We start from the raw sequence: 20,658 nt of genomic DNA, 5'->3' as shown, positions 1-20,658 counted from the left end.
TGAAAAAGTCCTGAAATTTCTAAAAATATTTTAATTATGCAAAATTCTTCATCAGCAATTCTCGATGTTTCTATTGCACCATCAGGTGTTGCTACTATTACTTTTTCTCATCTACCAACCAATGCAATGCCAATTGTACTTTTGGGAGATTTAGAGAATGCCATAGAAAAATTGGCAGAAGATTCTAAAGTGCAAATCATTATTTTGCAAAGTGGCGGAGAGAGAACTTTTTGTTCGGGAGCAGATTTCAATCAGTTATTGACTATTGATAATTTGGAAGATGGTAAAATATTTTTTAGCGGTTTTGCCAAAGTGATTAATGCTTGTCGAAAATCTTCAAAAATTATTATTGGTCGTGTACAAGGTAAGGCTGTTGGCGGAGGGGTTGGCTTGGCGGCGGCTACTGATTATTGCTTCGCTACGCAGGCCGCAAGTATCAAATTAAGTGAATTAAGCATCGGAATAATTCCTGCAGTTATAGAGCCAGCTGTAAGTCGTAAAATTGGACTTTCCTCATTTTCGAAAATGTCGTTGAGACCTACCGAATTTTATTCGGCACAATGGGCTTTTGAGCAAGGATTGTTTTCAGATGTATTCGATACAATCGAGCAGATGGATGATGCAATTTTAAAGTTGGCCGAGCAATTAGCTAGTTATAATCCAGAAGCTTTGAAAGAGCTAAAAAAAGTTCTTTGGCAGGGTACAGATCATTGGGATACACTATTGTATGAAAGAGCCGAAGTGAGTGGAAAATTGGTTTTGAGCGAGTTTACGAAACTAGCCTTGCGCAAGATTTAACCAACACTTTTTTCATGTCTAGACATAAAGCAATCTAAATGAATTACTTCTTCGTATATATGTGGTATTTAAGTAGTTGATTAACAGTTGGTAATAAGGTTGTTACGTTTTTGTAAAACCTTGTTATTACATCATCCTTTAACCCATTATCAATATGAAGAAGTTTTTCGCTTTTGTAGTTTTGTTCACAGGTGCATCCTTTGGTCTAAAGGCACAAGTTTTACCACTTTCGCCCAATATTACAGCTTTGGCAACACCTGTTGTTTCGCCATCTGGTCTTAATGCTCCCGTTAATCTTTCAACAGTAAGTTACTCTCCATCACTTGGAGTAGCCAATAACCTTCGTAACCTAGTAAGTCTGAACAACAATGGAAACAACACCATTATTGTTCAGTCTATCACAAATGGGATTACTACTCAAGGAGCGGCTATTGCCAATCAGGGAACGACTGCAACGGTGCAAACTACTCCAAACTCAGCAACTGCAATTATTGCAGCTCCGACAGCGATAACCACAACACTTTTGAACAATACAGGTACAGGTGTATCTGCAACGCCGACAGCGGTTATTCATTTACAAAAAAACAATTAAAAATATTGCTTTTCGGAGGCATATTTCGAGAAACATAAACGATTGGAATTATTTCGAGCGAAGTACAGAAAAGCACCAGTTTTAATAACTGGTGCTTTTTTAATGGTCAAAATGAGGTAGAGTTCAAAGTTATTTACTATTCTTGAAATAAATAATGGCAATTTCTCGCACAATTTTTGATGAGTAGTTAATTTTACTAATACGCAATTAGCTAGTAGCAATTCAATTAATCTATAATTCATGGCAAAGAGTAAATCCTCAAGCACTGCAAAATCTCAGAGCGCCAAATCTGTAGAGTCGCAGTCAACAAAAACCGCCTCAACCGTCAATTTTATCGCTCCTCCTATCGAAAATACACCTCGTAATTTCAAAATCCTTCTAGGGGTAATTATTGGAGCTACTTTTATCGCATACCTTCCTGGTTTTCAGAATGGATTTGTATGGGATGATATGTTTTATATTGTCAATGATGAAGACCTCCGCAAGGTTTCTTTTGATAACTTTTATAAACTTATTAGCGATTTTTATTTGGGTAACTGGCACCCGCTAACCATGCTTACCTATTATCTGGAATATACGCTCGTAAAAGATACAGCTTGGGTATATCACCTCAACAATACCATTATTCATATCATCAATAGTCTTTTGGTGTTTAAAGTAATCGAAAAACTTAGTAAAAACTTTTTAGTAGGTGCTGTTACAGCGGTATTATTTGCAATTCATCCACTACACGTTGAGTCGGTGGTTTGGGCAGCAGAGCGAAAAGACGTACTTTATACTTTATTCTTGTTGCTTTCTTTTATACAGTATCTCAAATATAGTGATGTACTCGAAGAATCAGGAAAAACTCAGTGGAACAACAAGCATCTTTGGTTTGCTCTAATCTTGTTTGTTCTTTCATGTTTTTCAAAAGGTATGGCAGTAATTCTACCTGTAGTATTTTTATTAACGGATTACTTCTTGCTAAATCGCCGCAATCTGATTCAAATAGGAATTGAAAAGGCACCGTTTTTTCTTATTTCACTCATTTTTGGTTTGATTTCAATTAAGGCCCAAAGCGAAGCTGGTGCTAACGCTACCAAGGTGATTAGTTCGTCATACTCGCTTGGAGAACGCTTTGTTATGATAAACTATGGAATGCTGACCTATTGGCTCAAAATGATAGTTCCGACCAATATGTTAGCGTTTTATCCCTACCCTCAAAAACCAACAGGATCGATTCCTAGCTCTTATTATTCTTCTTTTGCAGGAATTATCGTAATCGCATTATTGGTGTACTTCTTTGGTCGTCGCAACAAATTGGTGTGGTGGGGAGGATTATATTTTCTTATCGTGATATTTCCTGTATCGCAGGTATTGCCTGTGGGTAGTGCGTTGATGGCCGACCGTTATTTTTATGTGTCATCTATTGGCCCGTTGATGTTGATAGGTTTATTTGCTAATTATCTTTACAACAAAGCTTCTACCAATAAATCCTTTTCAAGTATAGCAACCATTGTATTGTTGGCATTTACCTTTTTGTCATTCCGTCAGTCTACCAAATGGAAAGATACGCTTACGCTATTTACGCCTGTTTTCGAGAAATATCCCAACGACCCAATGGTTACTAGTAACTTAGGTTGGTATTGGTTTTTGAAAAAAGATAATGAAAAAGCAAAATTCTATTTTGAAGAAACCCATAAAACGAATTTCAAAACAGCAGATGTTCATACTGCTTTGGGGCAGATTTACTTTGACGAAAAGAAATACAAATTAACTGTAGAAAACTTTGAGGCTGCGTTGAAGTTGAAGCCAGAAGAAATGAAAAACCTGCATTGGATGCTTGGTGGAGCATATTTTTATACTGGAGAATACGACAAGGCGATTGTCGAAAGTCAGATTGCCTTAGACAAATCAGATAACAAAAATCAGTTTGCTAACAATATCATGGGATTGGCTTTATGTAAAAAAGGTAATGAAGTGGAGGGACGAAAATATTATGAGAAAGCTTTGTCGCTAGATTCAAAATTTGCAGACCCTTATGTCAACATTAGTACGATATATAATCATCAGGGGAACCATGAAAAGGAAATAGAGGTACTACAAAAAGCCTTAAAGGTTGATAAAAAAGCTATGACTGCCTATAAAAACTTGGGAGTAGCCTATAAAACACAAGGTAAATGGCAAGATGCAATTAAGATGTGGGAACAAGGAGCGCAAATGGATCTTAAAGATGGTAGTTTTTATTATAACATCGGTCTAGAATATGGTCAACATGGTGATATTCCGAATGGGATCAAAGCAATGCAAAAAGCCGTAGCCCGTGGCGACTCCAATGCAATTACTTTTTTGAACGTAAGAGGCATTCCTCTTAAATAATAGTTTAAATTAAGCTTGGTCGATTTTTATTGACTATCAACCATGCCCAAGCGGTCGAAGTTAATATTCGACCGCTTGGGCATGACTCTAAAACTCGAGAGGATTCATTTTTTATCTTACTCTCCATCACTTCAAGCTTATTACTGGCAAAATTAAAGTTAACTTTACACGATTACTCGGAAGAAAATACGCTATTTATTACTTATAATTCACTCAATAATACATGATTGACAACATTATTGATTATATCCAAACCAACTGGTTAGAAGTTTTTGGTATCGTGACTACATTGATATGTGTCTGGTTAAATATCCGACAAAATATATGGGGTTGGTTTTGGGCAGTAGTAAGTTCCTCGGTGTATGGTGTGGTATATTTCCAGTCTAAACTCTATTCGGACATGGAACTACAAATTGTTTTTATCGTATTGAGTATATATGGTTGGTATCAATGGCTTTTTGGTGGCGCCGATAAAACAGAACTACCTGCCAGCAAAATGCCTGTAAAGTATATTCCTATTTGTATTGTAGTTGGATTGGCCTTTACTGGTATTTCAGGATATTTACATTCACAAACAGATGCCAGTTTGCCTTATCTTGATGCTAGTCTTACAGCAGTCAGTTTGATAGCCCAATGGATGATGGCACGTAAATATCTTGAAAATTGGCTTTTGTGGATTGCCGCCAACTTAGTCTACATCGGTATGTATTACACCAAAGACTTATATGGCACCAGTATTTTATATGCTCTATTACTAATTATGGCTATTAAAGGCTATTTTGACTGGAAGAAGACTATATCTTCACCTGCTGAAAGTTCTTTGCACAACTGAGTTTTTAGAAATAAAATATTGGGTCAGATTATCTACAATTTGTTTTTCTGTCTTTTCTCCTTCAAAGACAAATAGTATTTCATTAGGCATTGAACGAACCAGCTTTATACATTTTTTCGATATTATGAGCCTCTCTTAGTTCTTTTGACGTGCTTTTGGCTAAGGAGCGAATAAATTGTTTGTACATCAAGAAATAACAATCTGGTCGCAACAAATCATTAGAAATATTAGCGGTATTATGTGTAGTTAGGATAAACTGAACTTGTAAAATTAGACTCGACTATGATAAAAACAAGTTTCCTCAAGTAAAGAACAACGATGATGTATTTGGGTTAAATGTGATTTATGCAGAGCATGGAGATATTGCGGCGGAAATAATTGCCAAGTTTTATAAAACAAGTGGGCGCTACTTAGAAGTATTGGCAACACAATTTAACGATTTGAATAAAGAGGAATTATACCGAATTGCCTTTGCCAACTATTTGAATAAAGAAGATTTTGAAAAACGTCCAATGGCAAAGCTTACAAAAGATATTTATGACCAGTTGGCATCAATTTATTCAGTAACAAATTAACAACAAAAAAGCCTTAAATCTTTCGACTTAAGGCTTTTAGCTCCCTCTCCTGTACTTAAACAATCAAGGTAATAGTCTGATTTGTAGCCCGTTGCAAGCCATCCTTGCATTCAGTACCTATTTCAGTACCTAAATTCAAAAAAAAATTAAGCACCGAGGGCAAAATAAGCACCGTCAAACTTTCCCAGTTCCTTCTTTAGAGTAAAGTTCTCAATAGTCAGTTCTTCAATTCTTTTTATCAATCTATCAAACATTCCTGTGTCTGGAATACTACGTTCCACTTGCGTATTGTTCGTATTCTTTGCGTCCTGCTCAATAAACTCAATTATCTTTTTTGCGTTCCTAGCTCTAATCTTACCACTTGAGTAAAATCTATGCAGTGATGGTTGCGAATAACCTACTGCATTACAGAGCTCTAACTCCGTGATTCCCTTGCGCTTAATCGCATCTTTAATCATTTCCTTAGTTAGTTCCATAAAATATATTGGCTTTTTTCTTGCGTAAATACTACGTTATTGCTACGTTTGTACTGTTAAAAATAACAGAACTATACTACAAATATAACAATAAACAGTATTAGTAATATCATTATAAATAAATTTAAGACCTATGGTAAAGACAATGAAAACCACAGCAACCCCCAAAAGATTAAACGGCAACTTTCTTTGGACTGTCTACATTAATGCACCTAGATACAAACAAGTTGAGTTTAAAGAAAAGCTTATCGAGCTTTCAGGAGGCAACGAGCAAACCCTATGGCAATCTTTTAATAGAGTACAGACTATCGAAACGAAGAACGATAATTTCAACTCTGAAATTGTTGGGCTAATGGTTCAGACGTTTTGTGAGGATACAATCAAAATGAAATACACTCTTACCGATGTGGAAAAGATAAGAGAGAAAGCAAAACAAATCGAAAGTACAAAATCTCAAATCAATCTATTCTCTACTCTCTAATCAGTATGGAAGAACATAGAACTCTAATTAAAAAGTTTTGGCGATGGCATAAAACTAGAGTAGGCAAAGCAAGTACTTCGTATGATTTGGATTATTTGGAAATGGTAGAAGATATGATTTTAATGTGTGAAAGATATTACAAGAACGAGTACATACGAAGAAAAGCACTAGAAAAAGAGAATCAAATTCTTCTACTACGAATTGAAAACTTAAAAGAGCAACTTTCATTTGAGCAACAGCAATCTGATTTATTTCTTCGAATAGCATTGCAACGACTTAAAGAATTACTCAGAATCAAAAAACAGCAACCATGACAAATATCACAGCAAAACAAAAGAAAGCATTGCTTAATGAGAATAAGGAGACACCCAAAATTATTCCATTAGAAAACCCAAAGGTTGCGCCAAAATCTTATAGTATTCCACAATCTAGCAGTTTATCAATAAATCAAATTCTATCGAAAAGAATAGATAGGAAAGTGGAGATTAAACCTATTATTCCAACAGTATTTATTTCTGGGTCACGATATGCCGTCAAGGGAGATATTTCAATGATTAGTGGCAAGCCCAAAGCTGGTAAATCTACTATTACAAAGATGGTATTAGCTACGGCACTCATGAAAGAAATTCCAACTGATTTTGACTCATTAGGTATAAAATCAAACTACTGTGAAGGACAGTATGTCATTTACATAGATACGGAACAAAACCCCGCAGATACTTACGAATTTTACAATGAAGTAATTAAACTTACTGGATTGAAAAAAGAGCCTGAAAACTTCCTTGTACTTAATTGGCGTGATTTTGATTATCTGCAATGCTTAGAACATTTAGTTGCAATATTCGACCAAATCCCGAACATCTACATGATTGTATTGGACGGTATTACGGATTTAATCCCTAGCTCAAATGATGAAACTAGCTCTGTGATGCTAATTAGATACCTAATGAAAGAAAGTACAGTTCGGAATACCTGTATTATTGCTTGTATCCATGAAAATGGCGAAAGTGGTAAAATGAGAGGGCATATTGGTGCAGAAGCCGCACGAAAATGTCAAGGTACAATTTCAGTACGATACGACGAAGCAAAGAAGGTGCGTGTTATCAAACCTCTTTTTCTTAGACGTGGGAAAATGTTTGATGAAATATACTGGGAATCTGATTCTGGTATCCCACGAAGTTGTTCGGCTGAACTTGTTGAGAAATTGAAAACAGAACAGGCAAATGAAGACAAAAGAAAACTTGAATGTGTTGATATTCTAAAACAAGTTTACGACAAAGCACAAGGTACTGGATTGAACAGTGCCGAACTTCTAAAATACGTAAAAATGTATCAGGTATCTAAAAAGAATGAATCCGCTGATGCTTGTCGTAAACGTGCAGGCAGATACATTGATAGTATGAAGAAATTAGAGCTAATTTTTGAAAAAGAAAATTTATGGTATCTAGCAAATAATTCTCAATTACAAATTTTCCCTTAACTAACAGGTGACAATATGACATTTTATTGACCCTCTTTCTCTCAAAATCATGACTATATGTCATTGAGAAAGAGGGCAATAAATTTTAACCTGTTATTTTATTGTATCTTTTTCTAACAAAGTTGATACGAATAATGTACAGTTGCACACCTTTTACATGTAATAATCTAACTGGTAACTCTGGTATTTATATTACCTTGGGATTTTATTACACATACTAGTCTACCATCTTGTCTGGATGCATTATTATTCCAGTGAAGTGGTCTAAGATTACTTAGTGCATCACTTCCTCCATTCGCTTTAGCAGTGATATGGTCGATTTCCCAACCATAATTGCTATTTCTATTTCCGTAAGCATTGCGTGATATCCACGCACTACACTGGTCTTTCCGCCATTCATTTGGATTAACTCCTTGAACAATTGATGCTTTTTCCCAAACTGCTTGAATTTGTAATTCATTAAAAGCCATATTATAAAATTGAGGGTAATGGTTTAACCTATAGCTTGCTACCCTTTTTATACAAGTTATAGGGATTTTACGCCTCTTCATTCAACAGGTGAAGATAAGTTAGAAGCCTGCTACTTTTTTCTAGAAAATTAGATAAGTAGTAACTAATTAGAACGTTCTGGCATATAGTCTACAATATTTATACCCTTAAATAGAAACCTGACAAAATTTCATAACATCCTTTAAACTACTGACTTAGTGGATATTTACAATTAAGTTAATACCACATATCCGCCCCTCCATATACAGATGGACGGACGGACGATTATATATCTACTGCTTTCGTCCGTCCGTCCATCCTGAAATTTCTCTCATAAAGTGACGTATATACTAAAAAACTATGCCCTTTGGGCACAAAAAAGGCATCTGATTTGGATAATCAGATGCCTTTTTGAACATTTGTAACTCGAGAATATCCTCGAAATTAAACATAGAATATTATGTCTAATAACAAAATCGCCAGCAGGCTGGCAAAATCGGAGAAAGACCATGACCTAGAAGAAAAAGGTCTTTCGTTTGTAGTAAAAATCTTACAGATTATTTACTACGGTGCTCACATATTGAAAGATTTGTAAGCACATCTTTTCACTTAAATAAATGGTCTTGTTCCCAGCAAGACCATTTTGTTTTAAGAGATATGCAAATTTATAATACTTTACAAGTTTTTGTAAAGTATCTAACATATTTTTTATCAAACAGGAAAAGGTTGGACGGACGGACGTTTTACTATATATGCAACAATGTCCGTCCATCCATCCGTCCGTCCTTATTTTTTATATTTTGCAGAAATTTAGCTTTCATTTAGCCTTCATTTTGCATTCCATTTGCCCTACATATCAAATCAATATATTTTCTCTCCTGTTCTGTTGCAAATGGAGGTACTCCAAATGCCTGTATAATGGACAAGATTTGACGTGGTGTAAATGTTTGTTTGGTTTTTTTTATTCCCACGTCCTTTGGTAATTCCTCACACCACAACCAAAAAATATTTCTAGCAACACCAAACATTCTTTGAAAATCTTTTTTTGTAAAGCCGTTTTGCATAGTTAAATCATTTTACTTGCGTTTTCGCAAAGTTACAAATCCTTTTGATTTTCGTTATACTTAACTTTCACTTAAGTTTGTATCAAATAAAACGCAGAATTAATGACGGTAACTTATGAAGTTGATGGCAAAATTTACAGTTATGAATTAGATGATAGCAAGATTTTAGAGTCGATTGACACAACTAAAATTGATTTTTCTAATATAAAATTCATCAACTGGAATACGTCCTTTGATATACCGATAACATTACCAACGGGTTTTGGAGATGGTGGTTTTGTTGGTTTTGATATTCATTATAACAATACCCTTAATGCTATTAGTTATTTGGGGAATATGTCAAAGTCTGAAACAAAAGAAGATTTCGACAGATGGTATGAAAAGTTTCATGAAACAATTAATAATGAATTGATTTATGAAACTAATGTCTTAACCAAACTAATAGAACAGTTCAAAAATGAATATGGTACTATTACGCCTAGCATCTCACAAAAAGTTGACGAAGTTGTAAACGTTGCTAACACTACCAAAAAGCTATTAGAAGGGTTTGCAAGTATGGCTACAGTTGTAGCAGTTCTTAGTAAAATTACTGTAGTATTGATTCCTATAGGAGTAATTCTGAGCACCTTCCAAATTCTTGATACTGTTATCTCTGATTCTTTTAAAGCTAAAAAAGAACAAGATATTTTGAAACAGGCTCAAAAGGTGCAAAATCTTATTGAAGCGTATCAATCAAACGCTCTATACGAATCACTAAACAGATTTGAAACGTATGTGCCAAAGAAAGCCACTAGCTCGCAACAAACAGTTACTTACGTCTGGATTATCATAATTGTGTTACTAGCTCTAATTGTTTACAAAAAGTATAAGAATGGCTAATGTTCCACTGGTCGCAATTGTAGCTACTACCAAAAGAATCAGTTTTAATGAGGTTCAAAAAGCTACGAAAGCAATTGACTTTCAAATTAAAAACCATGTGTCAAAGTACTGGGATAAGCAAATATACTTTGGGCTACAAGCTTCAATTGTTTGCTATGAAAGTATCCAGCAAGTACCATACGGTAGTTGGTTGGTGACAATAGATGAGCAGATTGATACAGATAGTTATGGGTATCATTATGTCACTGAACAAAACGAAACCTACGCACCCAAGGGCACACCATACGCAAGGATTAGATATGATAGGATTTGGAGTTTAATACTGTCACATGAAGTCACAGAATTGTTAATTAACCCATATCTACAAAACTTTAGATACGCCGATATAGGAGGGAAAAAAGTGCGCCTCGTTGTTGAGCCGTCAGACCCTGCACAATTTCGAGATTATGGCTATCTGATTGATGATGTATTGGTGTCCGATTTTACTACGCCAAATTATTATGATTTGGTATGGACACCAAACACTCAATACAGCTTTACAGGACAAATCAAAAAGCCTTTAGAGCTACTTGAAAACGGTTATTTCAGCTTCCAATACTTAGACAGATTAGACGTTTGGTGGCAAATGTGGAAGGTAAAAGGGCAAATTGTCACTAGGAATATAAGTGAAGTTGCTACACAAAATAAGAGCTATACGGTCGTGGCTATTATCCTAATTATCTTACTCTTATTTCTATACAATGGAAGAAAATAACAATCGAGGCAAAGCTATCATTGCAACCCTTTGCGTTTTGGCTTTTACGTTCGGTATTTGGCTTTGGACGAAAATAAATACAGCCTCTAAACTTACTTACAAAATCCTTAGCCCTGAATCTATAAAAGTAGATTTTTCAGCTTTGAAACTCACTTGGTCGCAACCTGTACAAATCACAAACCCCACTAACACAGGAATTTTATTGAGGTTGATTCAATTTGATGTACTTCTAAAAGGTGGTGTTTTAGGCTCTGGGTTTCTCAATCAAACTGTAGTCATAAAAAGTTTGGAACAGACAGTTTTAAAAGTTCCCTGCTCTGTGTCAATACTAGATTTAGTTTCCTTGATACCTGACCTAATAAGTCAAATCACAAAGCGTAGTATAAAGTTTGACCTCAAAGGCAATATAAACGCAGAAGGCTTTACAATCTCTGTTGAAAGCTCTGCAACAATCGAAATACCTGACCTAAAATTCTTAAAGTAATGGCTATAATTCAGCAACGTTTACCACTTTATTACGCTACACTGCAAAATGAGTATGGTTTAACATTAACTGACATACAACAACTGGACAAAGCAAATAGAGTGTATGTTTTAGAAATGGGTAAAGCCGATGCTATGAAGGAAAAAGGTTATAGTAATACTCAGATTCTGGACTACTTCAAAAAGCAAGGCTATAGTACTGTTCAAACTTCATCCGTGGAAACCTATTTGGTATCACGAAATAAAACAGATGCAAGTGGAAGTACAGAGAAAAACAAGCTAGATAAAACTATCTCTGATATTCAGAAAGTATCTAGTACAGTTTTACCCATCTGGGAAAGCCTCGCAAAATCCTTTGGTATTGGCGGTAATTCTTTGAGTACTCCAAATTATATCATACCCGACTTGACGAACCTAAAACAAGTCACTACGGACGGATTTAGCACCTTCACGATAGATACATCCAAAGGTCAAATTATGGATAGTAAGGATGTGGAGATTTCAGCCCCAAAGATTGGCGTATCTTCTTTACCGTTCGGTTTAACTACTGAAACTTTTTTTATCATTTTAATACTAACCCTAGCCGTTGTTTATCTATTCGCAAAGTCACCCAATGACCAGAAACGAAAAAAATAGACCTCTTTAAATTCAAAACTTCTCATTATGGCTTACTCTATTGACAAAAAAGTAAAAATCCTTGTAAACGTAGGTGCACAAAGTGGAATAAACGGTTATTCCAACTTATTTGTTGGTCAAGACGATACAGGTGCTAGATTCTTCTTACAAGTAGAAGTATCTGGAAATGACCGCAAATGGATGTACAAAACTCGTTCGTGGGCAAACCTTCACGCTTCAAGTGGTGATACCAAGATTGATTCAAAAGTGGATTATTCTGGATTCCTTGATATTGCACAACCTGACTTTGTTAGTGATGTAAATGGTCTAATCCCTGATGCAAACATTACCAACGATGCAGGCGGACGCTTAAAGGCTTTGACAAACCCAACAGGAAACACGCCAGTGTTTACTTTGTTTGGTGATGGCATTACTACAAACCCTTTTGATTCAGTGTCGACCACTTCAATTTATACCCCTACGACAGCAACAACATCGAGTGGTATTTTTACCTCAATTAGTGATTTCTTCACTCAAAATCCACTTACGGGGACTGTCATTGTTATTGCACTCATTGCCCTTATTCTTTGGCTATGGGATGAGTTTGGAGGCAAGAAAAAGAAGAAACGTAAGTAGTCGTAAAACCTAAAAAAACAACCAAATCACATGGCAAAAAGAATCAAAATTTCAAACAAAATGTCTGTCAGACAAGCTGAAAGAGCTTTGAAGTCGATTGAGGACGAAAAACGCAGAATGTCGCTCGTAAATAAGGCTAGAGCCGAAAAAGACAAGCTCGACAAAATGAAGCGATAGTATAAACATGGGTGCTAAATCCCATTAGCACCCATTAAAACAGGCTTTAAGATGGAATTTGAAAGATTAGCTAGGCTTATGCGTATGGCTAACGCAACCATTTGGAGAATTGAAACAAGAGGGGGAAGTAAAAGAGGTAGTTCAGAATCTGAAAGCGTTGATGAAGCAGTAGAAACGTTACAGAAACGATATGAAGAATTAAGCCCTGATACCTATGTTTTGAAATATCGTTCTGCAAAAACGAACGAAAAAGGGCAGGATTCAGAAGTTTTTACGATACCTAAAAGTCACTCTAATAATCAATCGACAACCCCGACGATGAATGACCAAAATCTAATGCTTCATTTGATGCAATTATCCCAAAGTCTGGGCAAGCTCGAAGCAGAACAAAACTACATTAGAAGGGATATTGACGATTTGAAGTCACAGCTAAAAGAAGTGTACACGATGCTAACGGATGATGATACATCAAACGACAAAACAGCAATTGAAAAGCTCGGTGATTTAGTAAAACAAGTACCTGATATAGCTAGTGGAATTAAATCATTTCGTGAATTATCCTAGTTTTTAACTCCTAAATTCTTATCAATACCATGAACACTACAAACCAAACACAGGAAACAAACCCGAAAGACGTATTATTTGATTTTGCTGATATGTTAGCTTCATCATTAGGCTCAAAAGAAGAACCAAATGTAAATAAAGCCTTATCAGTACTAATGACATTAACAGAAGTAGGAAATAAAAACCCCGCTATTGTTCGTAAAATGTTCTCCGAAAAATTGATGAATGATATTGCTGACATTATGCCACAAGTACAACGTGGCAATCTCGGAATGGTCGATATGATTGCGATTGCTACAAGGCTCAAACACACTTTTGAAAATGCTTGATAATCAAGAATCCCTAACCACTATAAAGCCCAATTATACACTAATTATCATAGTTGGGCTATTGCTTCTTTTCTTAATGATAAAAGATGAGTTACAAAAAAGCTCACAATTTAACGCCGAACAGAAAGTAGTTGATGACCCTAATTATAACCTAGCAAGTCAACTTTATTCAGCTTTTAATATATCCTTCATTTCTACTTGGATTACTACCTACGACGAAGAAAAAGTATTTGAAGTAGCAGGCAAAATAACTGATTGGTTAGGAGTTCAGAAAGCATATTATGACCTCTATAAAGAAACCTTGATTTCACGCCTACAAAAAGTATTTCAAGACTCCCCAAACAAACTCAATTTGTTCTATGCAAAAATCAACCAGAACAAAGGAGGTACAACTACACAAAATCCTGTAATTCCAAAAGCAGGCGTGTTGAAAGTTGGTGCTAAAACATTCGCTGTAAATAATACAACAGCATTTGATTTTACGGATAGTAGAATCGTTTTAAAAACTTACAATCCATCAGATGAGGTAGGTACTTACTTAGGTGATTTTTCCACAAAAATAAAGGGCATAACGTATGCTGTAGTTGAGATTCCTTGGTACTACTTCTTCACTAAAAAAGCACTCATTGTTAAAAGCAACTTAATCCAATATTGATATGGCTAGTTACAACGGTTTTGCAATACGACATACAAATGAAGTGATTACTCAAAACCCTAAAGATGTTTCATCTCATTGTATGAGTATTGACTTCGAAAATACAGGAGATAACACAGCTTTCATTGCAATCAAAGGGCAATCAGGAGACGTAAAATATACCCTTCAAAAAGGTGATTCTATTACATTTCCTAATGGTAGTGTAAATCCAATACTACAAGTTCAGGACACATTTACAGTTACTTTTCAAGTTGGTGCAGGTGTAAGTAAGCTTGCAGTAACAAAAGCAATTGCAGTTCCAACAGTAATAAATTATTAGTGATATGATTAAGCGAAGAATTAATATACAATCACAATTAGATGCAGTTAATCAAGCGGTTGCACAAGCTCAAGCATCTGCACAAAGTGCCGTTTCTGTTTCTCAAGGTCAAGCAACTTCACGACCTACCACAAGACCTTCATTTTCGGAGGACTTTGCAAATAGTAGATTCATGAATCCACGTTTAACCCTTGCCAGAAACTATTTGGCTACTTATGTAGATAAGTATGGTAAAATCAAAACTGCACCAGCTAATAAACCACGATTTCATCATGACCCACAGACAAAAGAATCGTTAGGGTTATTGTTAGAAGAATCAAGAACAAACTTACTGCTTTATTCTCAGGAGCTAACCAACCCATATTTTGGTAAAACAGGACTATCAATTATAGAAAGCACAAAGAAATTTTTAGATGGTTCTAACTCATTTCTAGTTACAGAGGATAATACTAATGTTGCTCGAAACTTCATTGCAACAATTCAAACATTCGATGCTGGCACACCTTTAACTGCATCCCTTTTTGTGTGTAGAGCTTCAGGTTCTAGACATATACGTGCGGAGTTAAATACTACGAATGGTGAGTCTAGTGTAAAAGTATATTTTGACTTAGACTCAAATAGTTTTACCACTAGCTCAGTAGTTGGTAACGGGCAACTAATTGGAACACCAAAAGTTACACAGTTTGATGAAGATTGGATTAGAATCGAATTTTCAGGTATACTTGATAATACCAGCACTACTGGTAGACTACAGGTTCTTATGCAACAAGTTCCTTCTGGGGTTGCTGCTTATCAAGGTGACGGCACAAGCTCATTGTATATTACTGCTGTTCAGGTTGAAAAAGGATTGGACGCAACAAGTGTAATAAAGACCAATAATCTACCTGTTACACGCCCCACAGATACTCTTACGATAAGCGGTTCTTTGTTTCAGGAATTATTCCCAAATGTTTCTTCTGGAACTTTGTTCCTATCTGCTCGAAAAGCAACGAAAAGATTTGCTCAGACTTACAGATTTTATGCTCGATTCACAGGCTTATCTTCTTCAATTTCGATTACTGACCATGCGACAATAGCGAGAGTATACGATGAGATTTACAAGGACAGTGTGAATAGCTATAACAATACCCTGTTCAATGTTGATTTTGACACTTACTTTAATCATGCTTTTGCATGGAAAACCAATAGTGCAAAATCCTTTATGAATAATATTGAAGGGAACTTTGATAATACTATTGATATTCCGACTACCCTAGACCAACTGGTAATTGGGAATGAAATCAATACGATTATTCGGCAAATTGCCTTTTGGCCCAAAAGAATGTCTGACATAGATTTATCAGCTTTGTGTGTTAATGGACTCACAGGAAAAAAAAGCAACCAACTTCCGAGTAATGGCGATTTAGGGGCAATGGCATACATGAGTCCTTATACAATTCTACGCAATAATGGTCGTCAACACTTCACAGTAGACGGAACAGGTGCAAGCATCACCAGAAACATTCGTTTCAATTTCGATTTTGATTTTGAAATTGTAGATTCTAGCGGTTGTTCTATTACCTCTCAACCATCTGCATCATGTCTATCAAATACTGATAACGCTTTAATTTTTAGTGCCCCACAGGGCAAAAGTTTAACCTACGCAATTATTCCAAAGTTTGAATACTAACCACTAGCAAAATGAAGACTGCACAAATTAACACTCAGCATCAAATTACCTTAATTCCTAATGTTCTTCGATTTGGTTTAGTCCGTGAAATGTATGAGGAAGAAGGGGAAAAGGTTTGTAAAATTGGCTTTGAAGTACTTTCGACAAAGTGGCTAAAAACTATCGAAGTTCCTGATGAAGTGGGTAACACGACAGAACAACAAGTCAATGACTTCCAGACTCCCGTTTTATTTCACAGCGATACGAAGGTTATTCCGTATGGTTTATATCTACTAATCGAGCAGTATAGAATGACAAAAGATCCTGATTTATTAGTGCAAATTAACCAATACCTAACAGCCTTTCAATTTGAAGGAAGCCTTGAAGCATTTACTTTACAGGTTACTGATATTGAGTAATCCAATAGGGTTATGAATCAAAAAATTATTGTGATAGTGATTGTAGTACTCATTTTGTACTACTCATTATCAAAAGCAAATACCATAAATCCTACCACTATGCAACCACTAGACAATAATGTACGAGGGCAAAGGAATAAAAACCCTCTCAACATAAAGAAAGGAGGCTCAAGTGATTGGCTCGGAACAGAAGGTTATGATGAACAAGGACACGCAATATTTAAAAGTGTCGAGTATGGAACAAGAGCCTCATTGAAAGACCTACAAACAAAAATCTCACGAGGAGTAAATACTATTTCAAAAATTGTCAATGTATGGGCAGAAGCTAATACAGGCAATTACGCAAATTATGTATCATCTCAAAGTGGTATTGATAAAAATAAGGTTCTCACTTTTGATAAAGAAACCATGCGTAAAATAGTCTATTACATGGCTATCTGGGAAAGCAAATACAAGCTTTCAAAAGAGCAATATGATACTGCATGGTCAATGCTATAATGGAAATAACACACCTCTCCCCATTAGTCAATCTTGCGGTATCTGTCGGTTCAATCGTTAGCTTATACATTGCTTTAAATAATAAAATAATCAAGGCAGAATCAAAGATTAACGAGCTCGAATCACGTCTAAACCGTAAAGACAAATACGATGATGATTTAAAGCGACAAGTCAACGATATACAACAGTTGTTGACAGAAGTAGCAACAATGGTAAAATCAAAATTGACATGAAAGCAGACAAAACCGAAATAGAGGAACTAAGAAAAGAAATTGAATTGCTCAAAAAGCAAAAAAGCGCATTTTCTGGTATAGGGGAAAGTTTAAGAAACAGTGTCAAAAGCCCTGTAAGCTCAATTGTAGCTGTGATTTTTGCTAGTCCAATTGTCTATAAAGGTGTAATGAACAATGATACTACATTGGTTACACTTGGTCTTTCTACTCTCTCAAATGGTTTGTTAACTAATGAAAAATCAACACTTAACCCCTAATAAAATGAAATGGCTAAAATCTTTATTATTTGTGCTACTGTTGTCAGCTTCACAACTATCTATGGCTTTCGTAAGTCAGAAAACAGTAAAAACAAACTCAACGAATCAGATTTATTTATCTGATACTATTCGGGTCCAGGACTGTAAGTTTGATACTCTTAGATTGACAGGTAAAGGAGTGAAATTTAAAGGGAAAAGGTACTACTACACAGATAGTGAATGTAAAGTTGTAGAAATGAACCCACCGAAAAATAATAAGGGAGTTTGGATTGGCTTTTTAAGCAAATTGATTCGCAAGGTTTTCCATATATAAATATTTTGGTTTGTAATAATAAACCCCTCTGACTTTGTCGGAGGGGTTTTTATTTACTTCCTATACTTCAATTCAAGAGCTTCCAATTCTTTGGCGAAATCTGGCAAAATATCCTGAATTGCTAACCATGCGTAATCATGGTAAACTTTATCTTTTATCATGTTACTGCTAGAATCAGAAAGAATGAAAATGTACTTATTCTTGAACCTATCACTATATGGTTTGTATTGATATGAAAGTGTAGCTTTAGGCTTCACCTCTTTAACTGCATTTTGTAATTGAATATCAAAATTTCTTGAACTTGATACATCAAAAGACCTACCAATTATATATAGGTCTGGAAACCTTCTTTGTAAACTTGCAACCCATTTGCTCGTTTTGTTTTCATTACTTTGTTTAGAATCCTCCGATTCCATACAAAAGAATAAAACCTTTGCATTTTCATTGATTACTGGTGCAGGTTTTGTTGAAACACAAGACGACAATAATAGACATAGTAAGATTTTTTTCATTGCATTAGATGTTTTGTACTTTTTAAAACCAACAAACTATCTAAAACGTCTGCATAGTGTTTTTGTGTGGTAACAATACTTTTATGTCCAAGTATTCGAGAGACTACAGCCAAGGGAACGTCATTAATTAAAAAGTACATTCCTGCTGTCTTTCTCCCTACTTTCGTTGATAGGTTAAAATTTAACTTTAGTATTGTCTCTATTACATCTAAGCAACGATTTATTCTATAAGTTGGATGTATAGGAATTTTATTATTATACTTCTCAAGTAGCAGTCTGGTTTTAGGTAGCAATGGGATTATTTGTAAACTCCTATGCTTTGTTTTCCCTCTCGTAATCTTTATACAGTTCCCTTCTAAATGCTGTTCAATATCCATTTTCTGTATCTCATTATTATCAAGACTTGTATAGCACATGAATAAAAAAATATCTCTGCATTCATTGAAATAAGGGTCAACAGATTGGATATTTTCAACTACAGATACTTGTTCTTCACTTAAATAAACTATTGGCTTTGGCTGGTCTCTAAGAAAGGTTTTTAAACTAATCGGGTTTTCTTCCATGAATCTTTCCATAACACAATAATCAAGTACTGAATTTAGATAGCTCACGTTTCTAATAGCATGATTATTACCCATTTTTCCACTCTGTAAAAGATGTACAAAATACTTTCTTTCGAAGCCTTTTTTAATATCTCTGAGTTTAAATTTATCCCCAATGAATGACTTTATATGGTCTCTCGAATAGTACCACTTTTGTATAGTCTTTTCATTTAGCTCTTTTTCTGTTCCTTTAAAACATTCTTTCTCATTCTTAATGAACATTTCAAATGCTTCTACTAAAGTTGGTTTGGGAAGATCCTTTTCTAGGTACTTTTTTCTGACAGCAAACACATCTTCTCCTTCTTCCAAATTGTTAATAATGGACTTCAAAGAAGCTCTTATGTTATCAAGTGTTCTATTATCCTCCAATACGTCATTAGAAGAACCAATTATTCTTTGTTCTTTATGATTCCATTTTATCGGATTGCATCTTACACCAGTAAAGAAATCAGGACAGGTAATTCCGTTGACAGTTAGTCGACAATAGAGAGGGGTTAAGTTTGTAGATTTGTTGTGGTTTTGCGAACGTAGTCGAAATTTGACGGTGAATAACATTCTTTTTTCATAGAACTTTTATTTTATGTTTTACCAGTACCCAAGTTTAATATGAGTACCCATAATAGTACATAAAATCCAAATCCTTGCGTTTAAGTATTTTATACTAATTTAAAGCGCAAAGGGCATAAAAAAAGCCACCGTATTGGTGGCTTTTAGACTACAAATCTTGTTGTGCTCCCTCTCCTGGGCTCGAACCAGGGACCCCATGATTAACAGTCATGTGCTCTAACCGACTGAGCTAAGAAGGAATCTCTTTACAATTTTGTGTTTCTTTGTTCCTGAATTGTGATGCAAAATTATGCGCTTTTTTGTTACTACGCAAGTGTTTTAAACAAAAAAATTACAAAAAAACGCATGCTTTTGTATTATTCCCTGATTTTCAAAAACTTATCTTGTAAATTTTTTTTAAATTTTTATACCATCGGAACGTGAATGACCTTTTTAGTCTCAAAAAACTCTTCTGTGAAGTATTCGTGTAGTTCGAATGTTCTCGTTTTTTTCCCTAATTCTTTTAATTCTTCACCCAAATCACCTCCTTTTAAATACAAAATCCCATTTTTGAGCTTATTGTAGCAGTTGATGTTCACTTTGCCTTTTACCCATCCGTAAAATGGAGTGATACGCGTTACGGCACGACTCACGATAAAATCGTATTCGCCATCTACCTGCTCTGCACGAATTTGTTCGGCACGTACGTTTTCTAAGCCTAAGGCGCTTGCTACTTCTGTTACGACCTTAATCTTTTTGCCAATGCTATCAATTAAATGAAACTGGCAATGTGGAAACATAATCGCCAAAGGAATACCAGGGAAACCTCCGCCTGTACCTACGTCCAAAATTTCTGAGAAATCTTTGAAGTTGACAACCTTGGCTATACCCAATGAATGAAGAATATGTTTTTCGTAGATATTCTCGATGTCTTGGCGAGATACCACGTTGATGCGCTCGTTCCACTCACGGTATAATTCGCCCAACTGGGCAAATTGTGCTTTCTGCTTCTCCGTGAGCTGTGGAAAGTATTTTTCTATTAATTTTGAATCGTTCATAATCGAAAAAATGGAT

At 35.3% G+C, this 20,658-nt stretch carries 31 protein-coding genes, 1 tRNA gene and 1 pseudogene; 25 read left to right on the top strand and 8 right to left on the bottom strand.

What is annotated here, in order from left to right:
• Positions 1 to 36: 36 nt before the first annotated feature.
• From QM491_RS05775 to QM491_RS05755, 5 genes are all read left to right on the top strand, one after another.
• Positions 37 to 798, top strand: a complete 762-nt coding sequence (locus QM491_RS05775; protein ID WP_283326331.1) for an enoyl-CoA hydratase/isomerase family protein — start codon at positions 37 to 39, stop codon at positions 796 to 798.
• Positions 799 to 952: 154 nt separating this feature from the next.
• On the top strand, positions 953 to 1,390 hold the full coding sequence (locus tag QM491_RS05770; RefSeq protein ID WP_283326330.1) for a hypothetical protein: 438 nt from the start codon (positions 953 to 955) through the stop codon (positions 1,388 to 1,390).
• Between the two features lie 240 nt (positions 1,391 to 1,630).
• Positions 1,631 to 3,748 carry a tetratricopeptide repeat protein gene (locus QM491_RS05765; RefSeq protein ID WP_283326329.1) on the top strand — a complete coding sequence of 706 codons (2,118 nt, stop codon included), beginning with the start codon at positions 1,631 to 1,633 and terminating at the stop codon, positions 3,746 to 3,748.
• Between the two features lie 223 nt (positions 3,749 to 3,971).
• Positions 3,972 to 4,580, top strand: coding sequence for a nicotinamide riboside transporter PnuC (pnuC, locus tag QM491_RS05760; protein ID WP_283326328.1), 609 nt, complete (start codon positions 3,972 to 3,974; stop codon positions 4,578 to 4,580).
• A gap of 338 nt (positions 4,581 to 4,918) precedes the next feature.
• Positions 4,919 to 5,155, top strand: a complete 237-nt coding sequence (locus QM491_RS05755) for a hypothetical protein (RefSeq protein ID WP_283326327.1) — start codon at positions 4,919 to 4,921, stop codon at positions 5,153 to 5,155.
• A 146-nt stretch (positions 5,156 to 5,301) separates the two neighbouring features.
• On the opposite strand, the gene QM491_RS05750 is transcribed toward QM491_RS05755, so the two are convergent.
• Positions 5,302 to 5,631, bottom strand: coding sequence for a hypothetical protein (locus QM491_RS05750; RefSeq protein ID WP_283326326.1), 330 nt, complete (start codon positions 5,629 to 5,631; stop codon positions 5,302 to 5,304).
• A 145-nt stretch (positions 5,632 to 5,776) separates the two neighbouring features.
• Between QM491_RS05750 and QM491_RS05745 the strand changes: the two genes are divergently transcribed.
• Genes QM491_RS05745 through QM491_RS05735 form a run of 3 tightly spaced genes read left to right on the top strand, consistent with a single transcriptional unit; the run spans position 5,777 to position 7,592 of the window.
• Positions 5,777 to 6,112, top strand: a complete 336-nt coding sequence (locus QM491_RS05745) for a hypothetical protein (RefSeq protein WP_283326325.1) — start codon at positions 5,777 to 5,779, stop codon at positions 6,110 to 6,112.
• A gap of 5 nt (positions 6,113 to 6,117) precedes the next feature.
• Positions 6,118 to 6,426, top strand: coding sequence for a hypothetical protein (locus QM491_RS05740; protein ID WP_283326324.1), 309 nt, complete (start codon positions 6,118 to 6,120; stop codon positions 6,424 to 6,426).
• Entirely contained in the window at positions 6,423 to 7,592 is a 1,170-nt protein-coding gene (locus QM491_RS05735) for a P-loop NTPase family protein (RefSeq protein ID WP_283326323.1), read from the top strand. Before QM491_RS05740 ends, QM491_RS05735 begins: the two co-directional genes overlap by 4 nt.
• 167 nt (positions 7,593 to 7,759) lie before the next feature.
• Here QM491_RS05735 and QM491_RS05730 read toward each other — a convergent pair whose 3' ends face one another.
• Entirely contained in the window at positions 7,760 to 8,062 is a 303-nt protein-coding gene (locus QM491_RS05730) for an HNH endonuclease signature motif containing protein (RefSeq protein WP_283326322.1), read from the bottom strand.
• A 479-nt stretch (positions 8,063 to 8,541) separates the two neighbouring features.
• Here QM491_RS05730 and QM491_RS05725 point away from each other — a divergent pair, with 479 nt between their 5' ends.
• Positions 8,542 to 8,676 carry a hypothetical protein gene (locus QM491_RS05725; RefSeq protein ID WP_283326321.1) on the top strand — a complete coding sequence of 45 codons (135 nt, stop codon included), beginning with the start codon at positions 8,542 to 8,544 and terminating at the stop codon, positions 8,674 to 8,676.
• Between the two features lie 226 nt (positions 8,677 to 8,902).
• Here the strand turns inward: QM491_RS05725 and QM491_RS05720 are convergent, their stop codons facing one another.
• Positions 8,903 to 9,145 carry a hypothetical protein gene (locus QM491_RS05720; RefSeq protein ID WP_283326320.1) on the bottom strand — a complete coding sequence of 81 codons (243 nt, stop codon included), beginning with the start codon at positions 9,143 to 9,145 and terminating at the stop codon, positions 8,903 to 8,905.
• 102 nt (positions 9,146 to 9,247) lie between these two features.
• Here QM491_RS05720 and QM491_RS05715 point away from each other — a divergent pair, with 102 nt between their 5' ends.
• From QM491_RS05715 to QM491_RS05640, 16 genes are all read left to right on the top strand, one after another.
• Entirely contained in the window at positions 9,248 to 10,024 is a 777-nt protein-coding gene (locus QM491_RS05715; RefSeq protein WP_283326319.1) for a hypothetical protein, read from the top strand.
• Positions 10,017 to 10,778: a hypothetical protein gene (locus tag QM491_RS05710; protein ID WP_283326318.1), complete on the top strand. Its 762-nt coding sequence runs from the start codon at positions 10,017 to 10,019 to the stop codon at positions 10,776 to 10,778. Before QM491_RS05715 ends, QM491_RS05710 begins: the two co-directional genes overlap by 8 nt.
• Complete coding sequence (locus QM491_RS05705) at positions 10,765 to 11,262, top strand: LEA/WHy family protein (protein WP_283326317.1); 498 nt, start codon at positions 10,765 to 10,767, stop codon at positions 11,260 to 11,262. Before QM491_RS05710 ends, QM491_RS05705 begins: the two co-directional genes overlap by 14 nt.
• Positions 11,262 to 11,897, top strand: a complete 636-nt coding sequence (locus tag QM491_RS05700; RefSeq protein WP_283326316.1) for a hypothetical protein — start codon at positions 11,262 to 11,264, stop codon at positions 11,895 to 11,897. The genes QM491_RS05705 and QM491_RS05700 overlap by 1 nt, the downstream gene beginning before the upstream one ends.
• Before the next feature lie 27 nt (positions 11,898 to 11,924).
• The gene (locus QM491_RS05695) at positions 11,925 to 12,512 is read left to right on the top strand and encodes a hypothetical protein (protein ID WP_283326314.1); all 588 of its coding nucleotides are present in this window, start codon (positions 11,925 to 11,927) and stop codon (positions 12,510 to 12,512) included.
• A gap of 30 nt (positions 12,513 to 12,542) precedes the next feature.
• A complete protein-coding gene (locus QM491_RS05690) occupies positions 12,543 to 12,689 on the top strand; it encodes a hypothetical protein (RefSeq protein ID WP_283326313.1) in 147 nt (48 codons plus the stop codon).
• Positions 12,690 to 12,773: 84 nt separating this feature from the next.
• Positions 12,774 to 13,253, top strand: coding sequence for a hypothetical protein (locus QM491_RS05685; RefSeq protein ID WP_283326312.1), 480 nt, complete (start codon positions 12,774 to 12,776; stop codon positions 13,251 to 13,253).
• Positions 13,254 to 13,282: 29 nt separating this feature from the next.
• Entirely contained in the window at positions 13,283 to 13,582 is a 300-nt protein-coding gene (locus QM491_RS05680) for a hypothetical protein (RefSeq protein ID WP_283326311.1), read from the top strand.
• Positions 13,575 to 14,237, top strand: a complete 663-nt coding sequence (locus QM491_RS05675) for a hypothetical protein (protein ID WP_283326310.1) — start codon at positions 13,575 to 13,577, stop codon at positions 14,235 to 14,237. The genes QM491_RS05680 and QM491_RS05675 overlap by 8 nt, the downstream gene beginning before the upstream one ends.
• Before the next feature lies 1 nt (position 14,238).
• The gene (locus QM491_RS05670; protein WP_283326308.1) at positions 14,239 to 14,556 is read left to right on the top strand and encodes a hypothetical protein; all 318 of its coding nucleotides are present in this window, start codon (positions 14,239 to 14,241) and stop codon (positions 14,554 to 14,556) included.
• 4 nt (positions 14,557 to 14,560) lie between these two features.
• Positions 14,561 to 16,225, top strand: coding sequence for a phage head spike fiber domain-containing protein (locus QM491_RS05665; protein ID WP_283326307.1), 1,665 nt, complete (start codon positions 14,561 to 14,563; stop codon positions 16,223 to 16,225).
• Between the two features lie 11 nt (positions 16,226 to 16,236).
• Positions 16,237 to 16,623, top strand: coding sequence for a hypothetical protein (locus tag QM491_RS05660; protein ID WP_283326305.1), 387 nt, complete (start codon positions 16,237 to 16,239; stop codon positions 16,621 to 16,623).
• Positions 16,624 to 16,635: 12 nt separating this feature from the next.
• The gene (locus QM491_RS05655; RefSeq protein ID WP_283326303.1) at positions 16,636 to 17,121 is read left to right on the top strand and encodes a hypothetical protein; all 486 of its coding nucleotides are present in this window, start codon (positions 16,636 to 16,638) and stop codon (positions 17,119 to 17,121) included.
• Complete coding sequence (locus QM491_RS05650) at positions 17,121 to 17,354, top strand: hypothetical protein (RefSeq protein ID WP_283326302.1); 234 nt, start codon at positions 17,121 to 17,123, stop codon at positions 17,352 to 17,354. The genes QM491_RS05655 and QM491_RS05650 overlap by 1 nt, the downstream gene beginning before the upstream one ends.
• Positions 17,351 to 17,611 (top strand): hypothetical protein, encoded by a 261-nt coding sequence (locus QM491_RS05645; RefSeq protein WP_283326301.1) that lies wholly within the window; start codon positions 17,351 to 17,353, stop codon positions 17,609 to 17,611. The genes QM491_RS05650 and QM491_RS05645 overlap by 4 nt, the downstream gene beginning before the upstream one ends.
• Positions 17,586 to 17,924, top strand: coding sequence for a hypothetical protein (locus QM491_RS05640; RefSeq protein WP_283326300.1), 339 nt, complete (start codon positions 17,586 to 17,588; stop codon positions 17,922 to 17,924). Before QM491_RS05645 ends, QM491_RS05640 begins: the two co-directional genes overlap by 26 nt.
• Positions 17,925 to 17,977: 53 nt before the next feature.
• Here the strand turns inward: QM491_RS05640 and QM491_RS05635 are convergent, their stop codons facing one another.
• From QM491_RS05635 to rsmG, 5 genes and pseudogenes are all read right to left on the bottom strand, one after another.
• A complete protein-coding gene (locus QM491_RS05635) occupies positions 17,978 to 18,436 on the bottom strand; it encodes a hypothetical protein (RefSeq protein ID WP_283326299.1) in 459 nt (152 codons plus the stop codon).
• Entirely contained in the window at positions 18,433 to 19,347 is a 915-nt protein-coding gene (locus QM491_RS05630; RefSeq protein WP_283326298.1) for a tyrosine-type recombinase/integrase, read from the bottom strand. The genes QM491_RS05635 and QM491_RS05630 overlap by 4 nt, the downstream gene beginning before the upstream one ends.
• A pseudogene (locus QM491_RS25520) lies at positions 19,348 to 19,593 on the bottom strand (Arm DNA-binding domain-containing protein); the annotation flags it as partial.
• 177 nt (positions 19,594 to 19,770) lie between these two features.
• Positions 19,771 to 19,844, bottom strand: a tRNA-Asn gene (locus QM491_RS05625).
• A gap of 165 nt (positions 19,845 to 20,009) precedes the next feature.
• A complete protein-coding gene (rsmG, locus tag QM491_RS05620; protein WP_283326296.1) occupies positions 20,010 to 20,642 on the bottom strand; it encodes a 16S rRNA (guanine(527)-N(7))-methyltransferase RsmG in 633 nt (210 codons plus the stop codon).
• Positions 20,643 to 20,658 lie beyond the last annotated feature (16 nt).

The sequence above is a fragment of the Flectobacillus longus genome (assembly GCF_030056705.1).
GTDB classification, from domain to species: Bacteria; Bacteroidota; Bacteroidia; order Cytophagales; family Spirosomataceae; genus Flectobacillus; species Flectobacillus longus.
This window is presented reverse-complemented; position numbering and strand designations above follow the sequence as displayed.

Coding starts and splice junctions, on each gene's coding strand:
- QM491_RS05775 (WP_283326331.1), top strand. CDS start 37: ATGCAAAATTCTTCATCAGCAATTCTCGATGTTTCTATTGCACCATCA.
- QM491_RS05770 (WP_283326330.1), top strand. CDS start 953: ATGAAGAAGTTTTTCGCTTTTGTAGTTTTGTTCACAGGTGCATCCTTT.
- QM491_RS05765 (WP_283326329.1), top strand. CDS start 1,631: ATGGCAAAGAGTAAATCCTCAAGCACTGCAAAATCTCAGAGCGCCAAA.
- pnuC (WP_283326328.1), top strand. CDS start 3,972: ATGATTGACAACATTATTGATTATATCCAAACCAACTGGTTAGAAGTT.
- QM491_RS05750 (WP_283326326.1), bottom strand. CDS start 5,631: ATGGAACTAACTAAGGAAATGATTAAAGATGCGATTAAGCGCAAGGGA.
- QM491_RS05745 (WP_283326325.1), top strand. CDS start 5,777: ATGAAAACCACAGCAACCCCCAAAAGATTAAACGGCAACTTTCTTTGG.
- QM491_RS05740 (WP_283326324.1), top strand. CDS start 6,118: ATGGAAGAACATAGAACTCTAATTAAAAAGTTTTGGCGATGGCATAAA.
- QM491_RS05735 (WP_283326323.1), top strand. CDS start 6,423: ATGACAAATATCACAGCAAAACAAAAGAAAGCATTGCTTAATGAGAAT.
- QM491_RS05730 (WP_283326322.1), bottom strand. CDS start 8,062: ATGGCTTTTAATGAATTACAAATTCAAGCAGTTTGGGAAAAAGCATCA.
- QM491_RS05725 (WP_283326321.1), top strand. CDS start 8,542: ATGTCTAATAACAAAATCGCCAGCAGGCTGGCAAAATCGGAGAAAGAC.
- QM491_RS05720 (WP_283326320.1), bottom strand. CDS start 9,145: ATGCAAAACGGCTTTACAAAAAAAGATTTTCAAAGAATGTTTGGTGTT.
- QM491_RS05715 (WP_283326319.1), top strand. CDS start 9,248: ATGACGGTAACTTATGAAGTTGATGGCAAAATTTACAGTTATGAATTA.
- QM491_RS05710 (WP_283326318.1), top strand. CDS start 10,017: ATGGCTAATGTTCCACTGGTCGCAATTGTAGCTACTACCAAAAGAATC.
- QM491_RS05705 (WP_283326317.1), top strand. CDS start 10,765: ATGGAAGAAAATAACAATCGAGGCAAAGCTATCATTGCAACCCTTTGC.
- QM491_RS05700 (WP_283326316.1), top strand. CDS start 11,262: ATGGCTATAATTCAGCAACGTTTACCACTTTATTACGCTACACTGCAA.
- QM491_RS05695 (WP_283326314.1), top strand. CDS start 11,925: ATGGCTTACTCTATTGACAAAAAAGTAAAAATCCTTGTAAACGTAGGT.
- QM491_RS05690 (WP_283326313.1), top strand. CDS start 12,543: ATGGCAAAAAGAATCAAAATTTCAAACAAAATGTCTGTCAGACAAGCT.
- QM491_RS05685 (WP_283326312.1), top strand. CDS start 12,774: ATGGCTAACGCAACCATTTGGAGAATTGAAACAAGAGGGGGAAGTAAA.
- QM491_RS05680 (WP_283326311.1), top strand. CDS start 13,283: ATGAACACTACAAACCAAACACAGGAAACAAACCCGAAAGACGTATTA.
- QM491_RS05675 (WP_283326310.1), top strand. CDS start 13,575: ATGCTTGATAATCAAGAATCCCTAACCACTATAAAGCCCAATTATACA.
- QM491_RS05670 (WP_283326308.1), top strand. CDS start 14,239: ATGGCTAGTTACAACGGTTTTGCAATACGACATACAAATGAAGTGATT.
- QM491_RS05665 (WP_283326307.1), top strand. CDS start 14,561: ATGATTAAGCGAAGAATTAATATACAATCACAATTAGATGCAGTTAAT.
- QM491_RS05660 (WP_283326305.1), top strand. CDS start 16,237: ATGAAGACTGCACAAATTAACACTCAGCATCAAATTACCTTAATTCCT.
- QM491_RS05655 (WP_283326303.1), top strand. CDS start 16,636: ATGAATCAAAAAATTATTGTGATAGTGATTGTAGTACTCATTTTGTAC.
- QM491_RS05650 (WP_283326302.1), top strand. CDS start 17,121: ATGGAAATAACACACCTCTCCCCATTAGTCAATCTTGCGGTATCTGTC.
- QM491_RS05645 (WP_283326301.1), top strand. CDS start 17,351: ATGAAAGCAGACAAAACCGAAATAGAGGAACTAAGAAAAGAAATTGAA.
- QM491_RS05640 (WP_283326300.1), top strand. CDS start 17,586: ATGAAAAATCAACACTTAACCCCTAATAAAATGAAATGGCTAAAATCT.
- QM491_RS05635 (WP_283326299.1), bottom strand. CDS start 18,436: ATGAAAAAAATCTTACTATGTCTATTATTGTCGTCTTGTGTTTCAACA.
- rsmG (WP_283326296.1), bottom strand. CDS start 20,642: ATGAACGATTCAAAATTAATAGAAAAATACTTTCCACAGCTCACGGAG.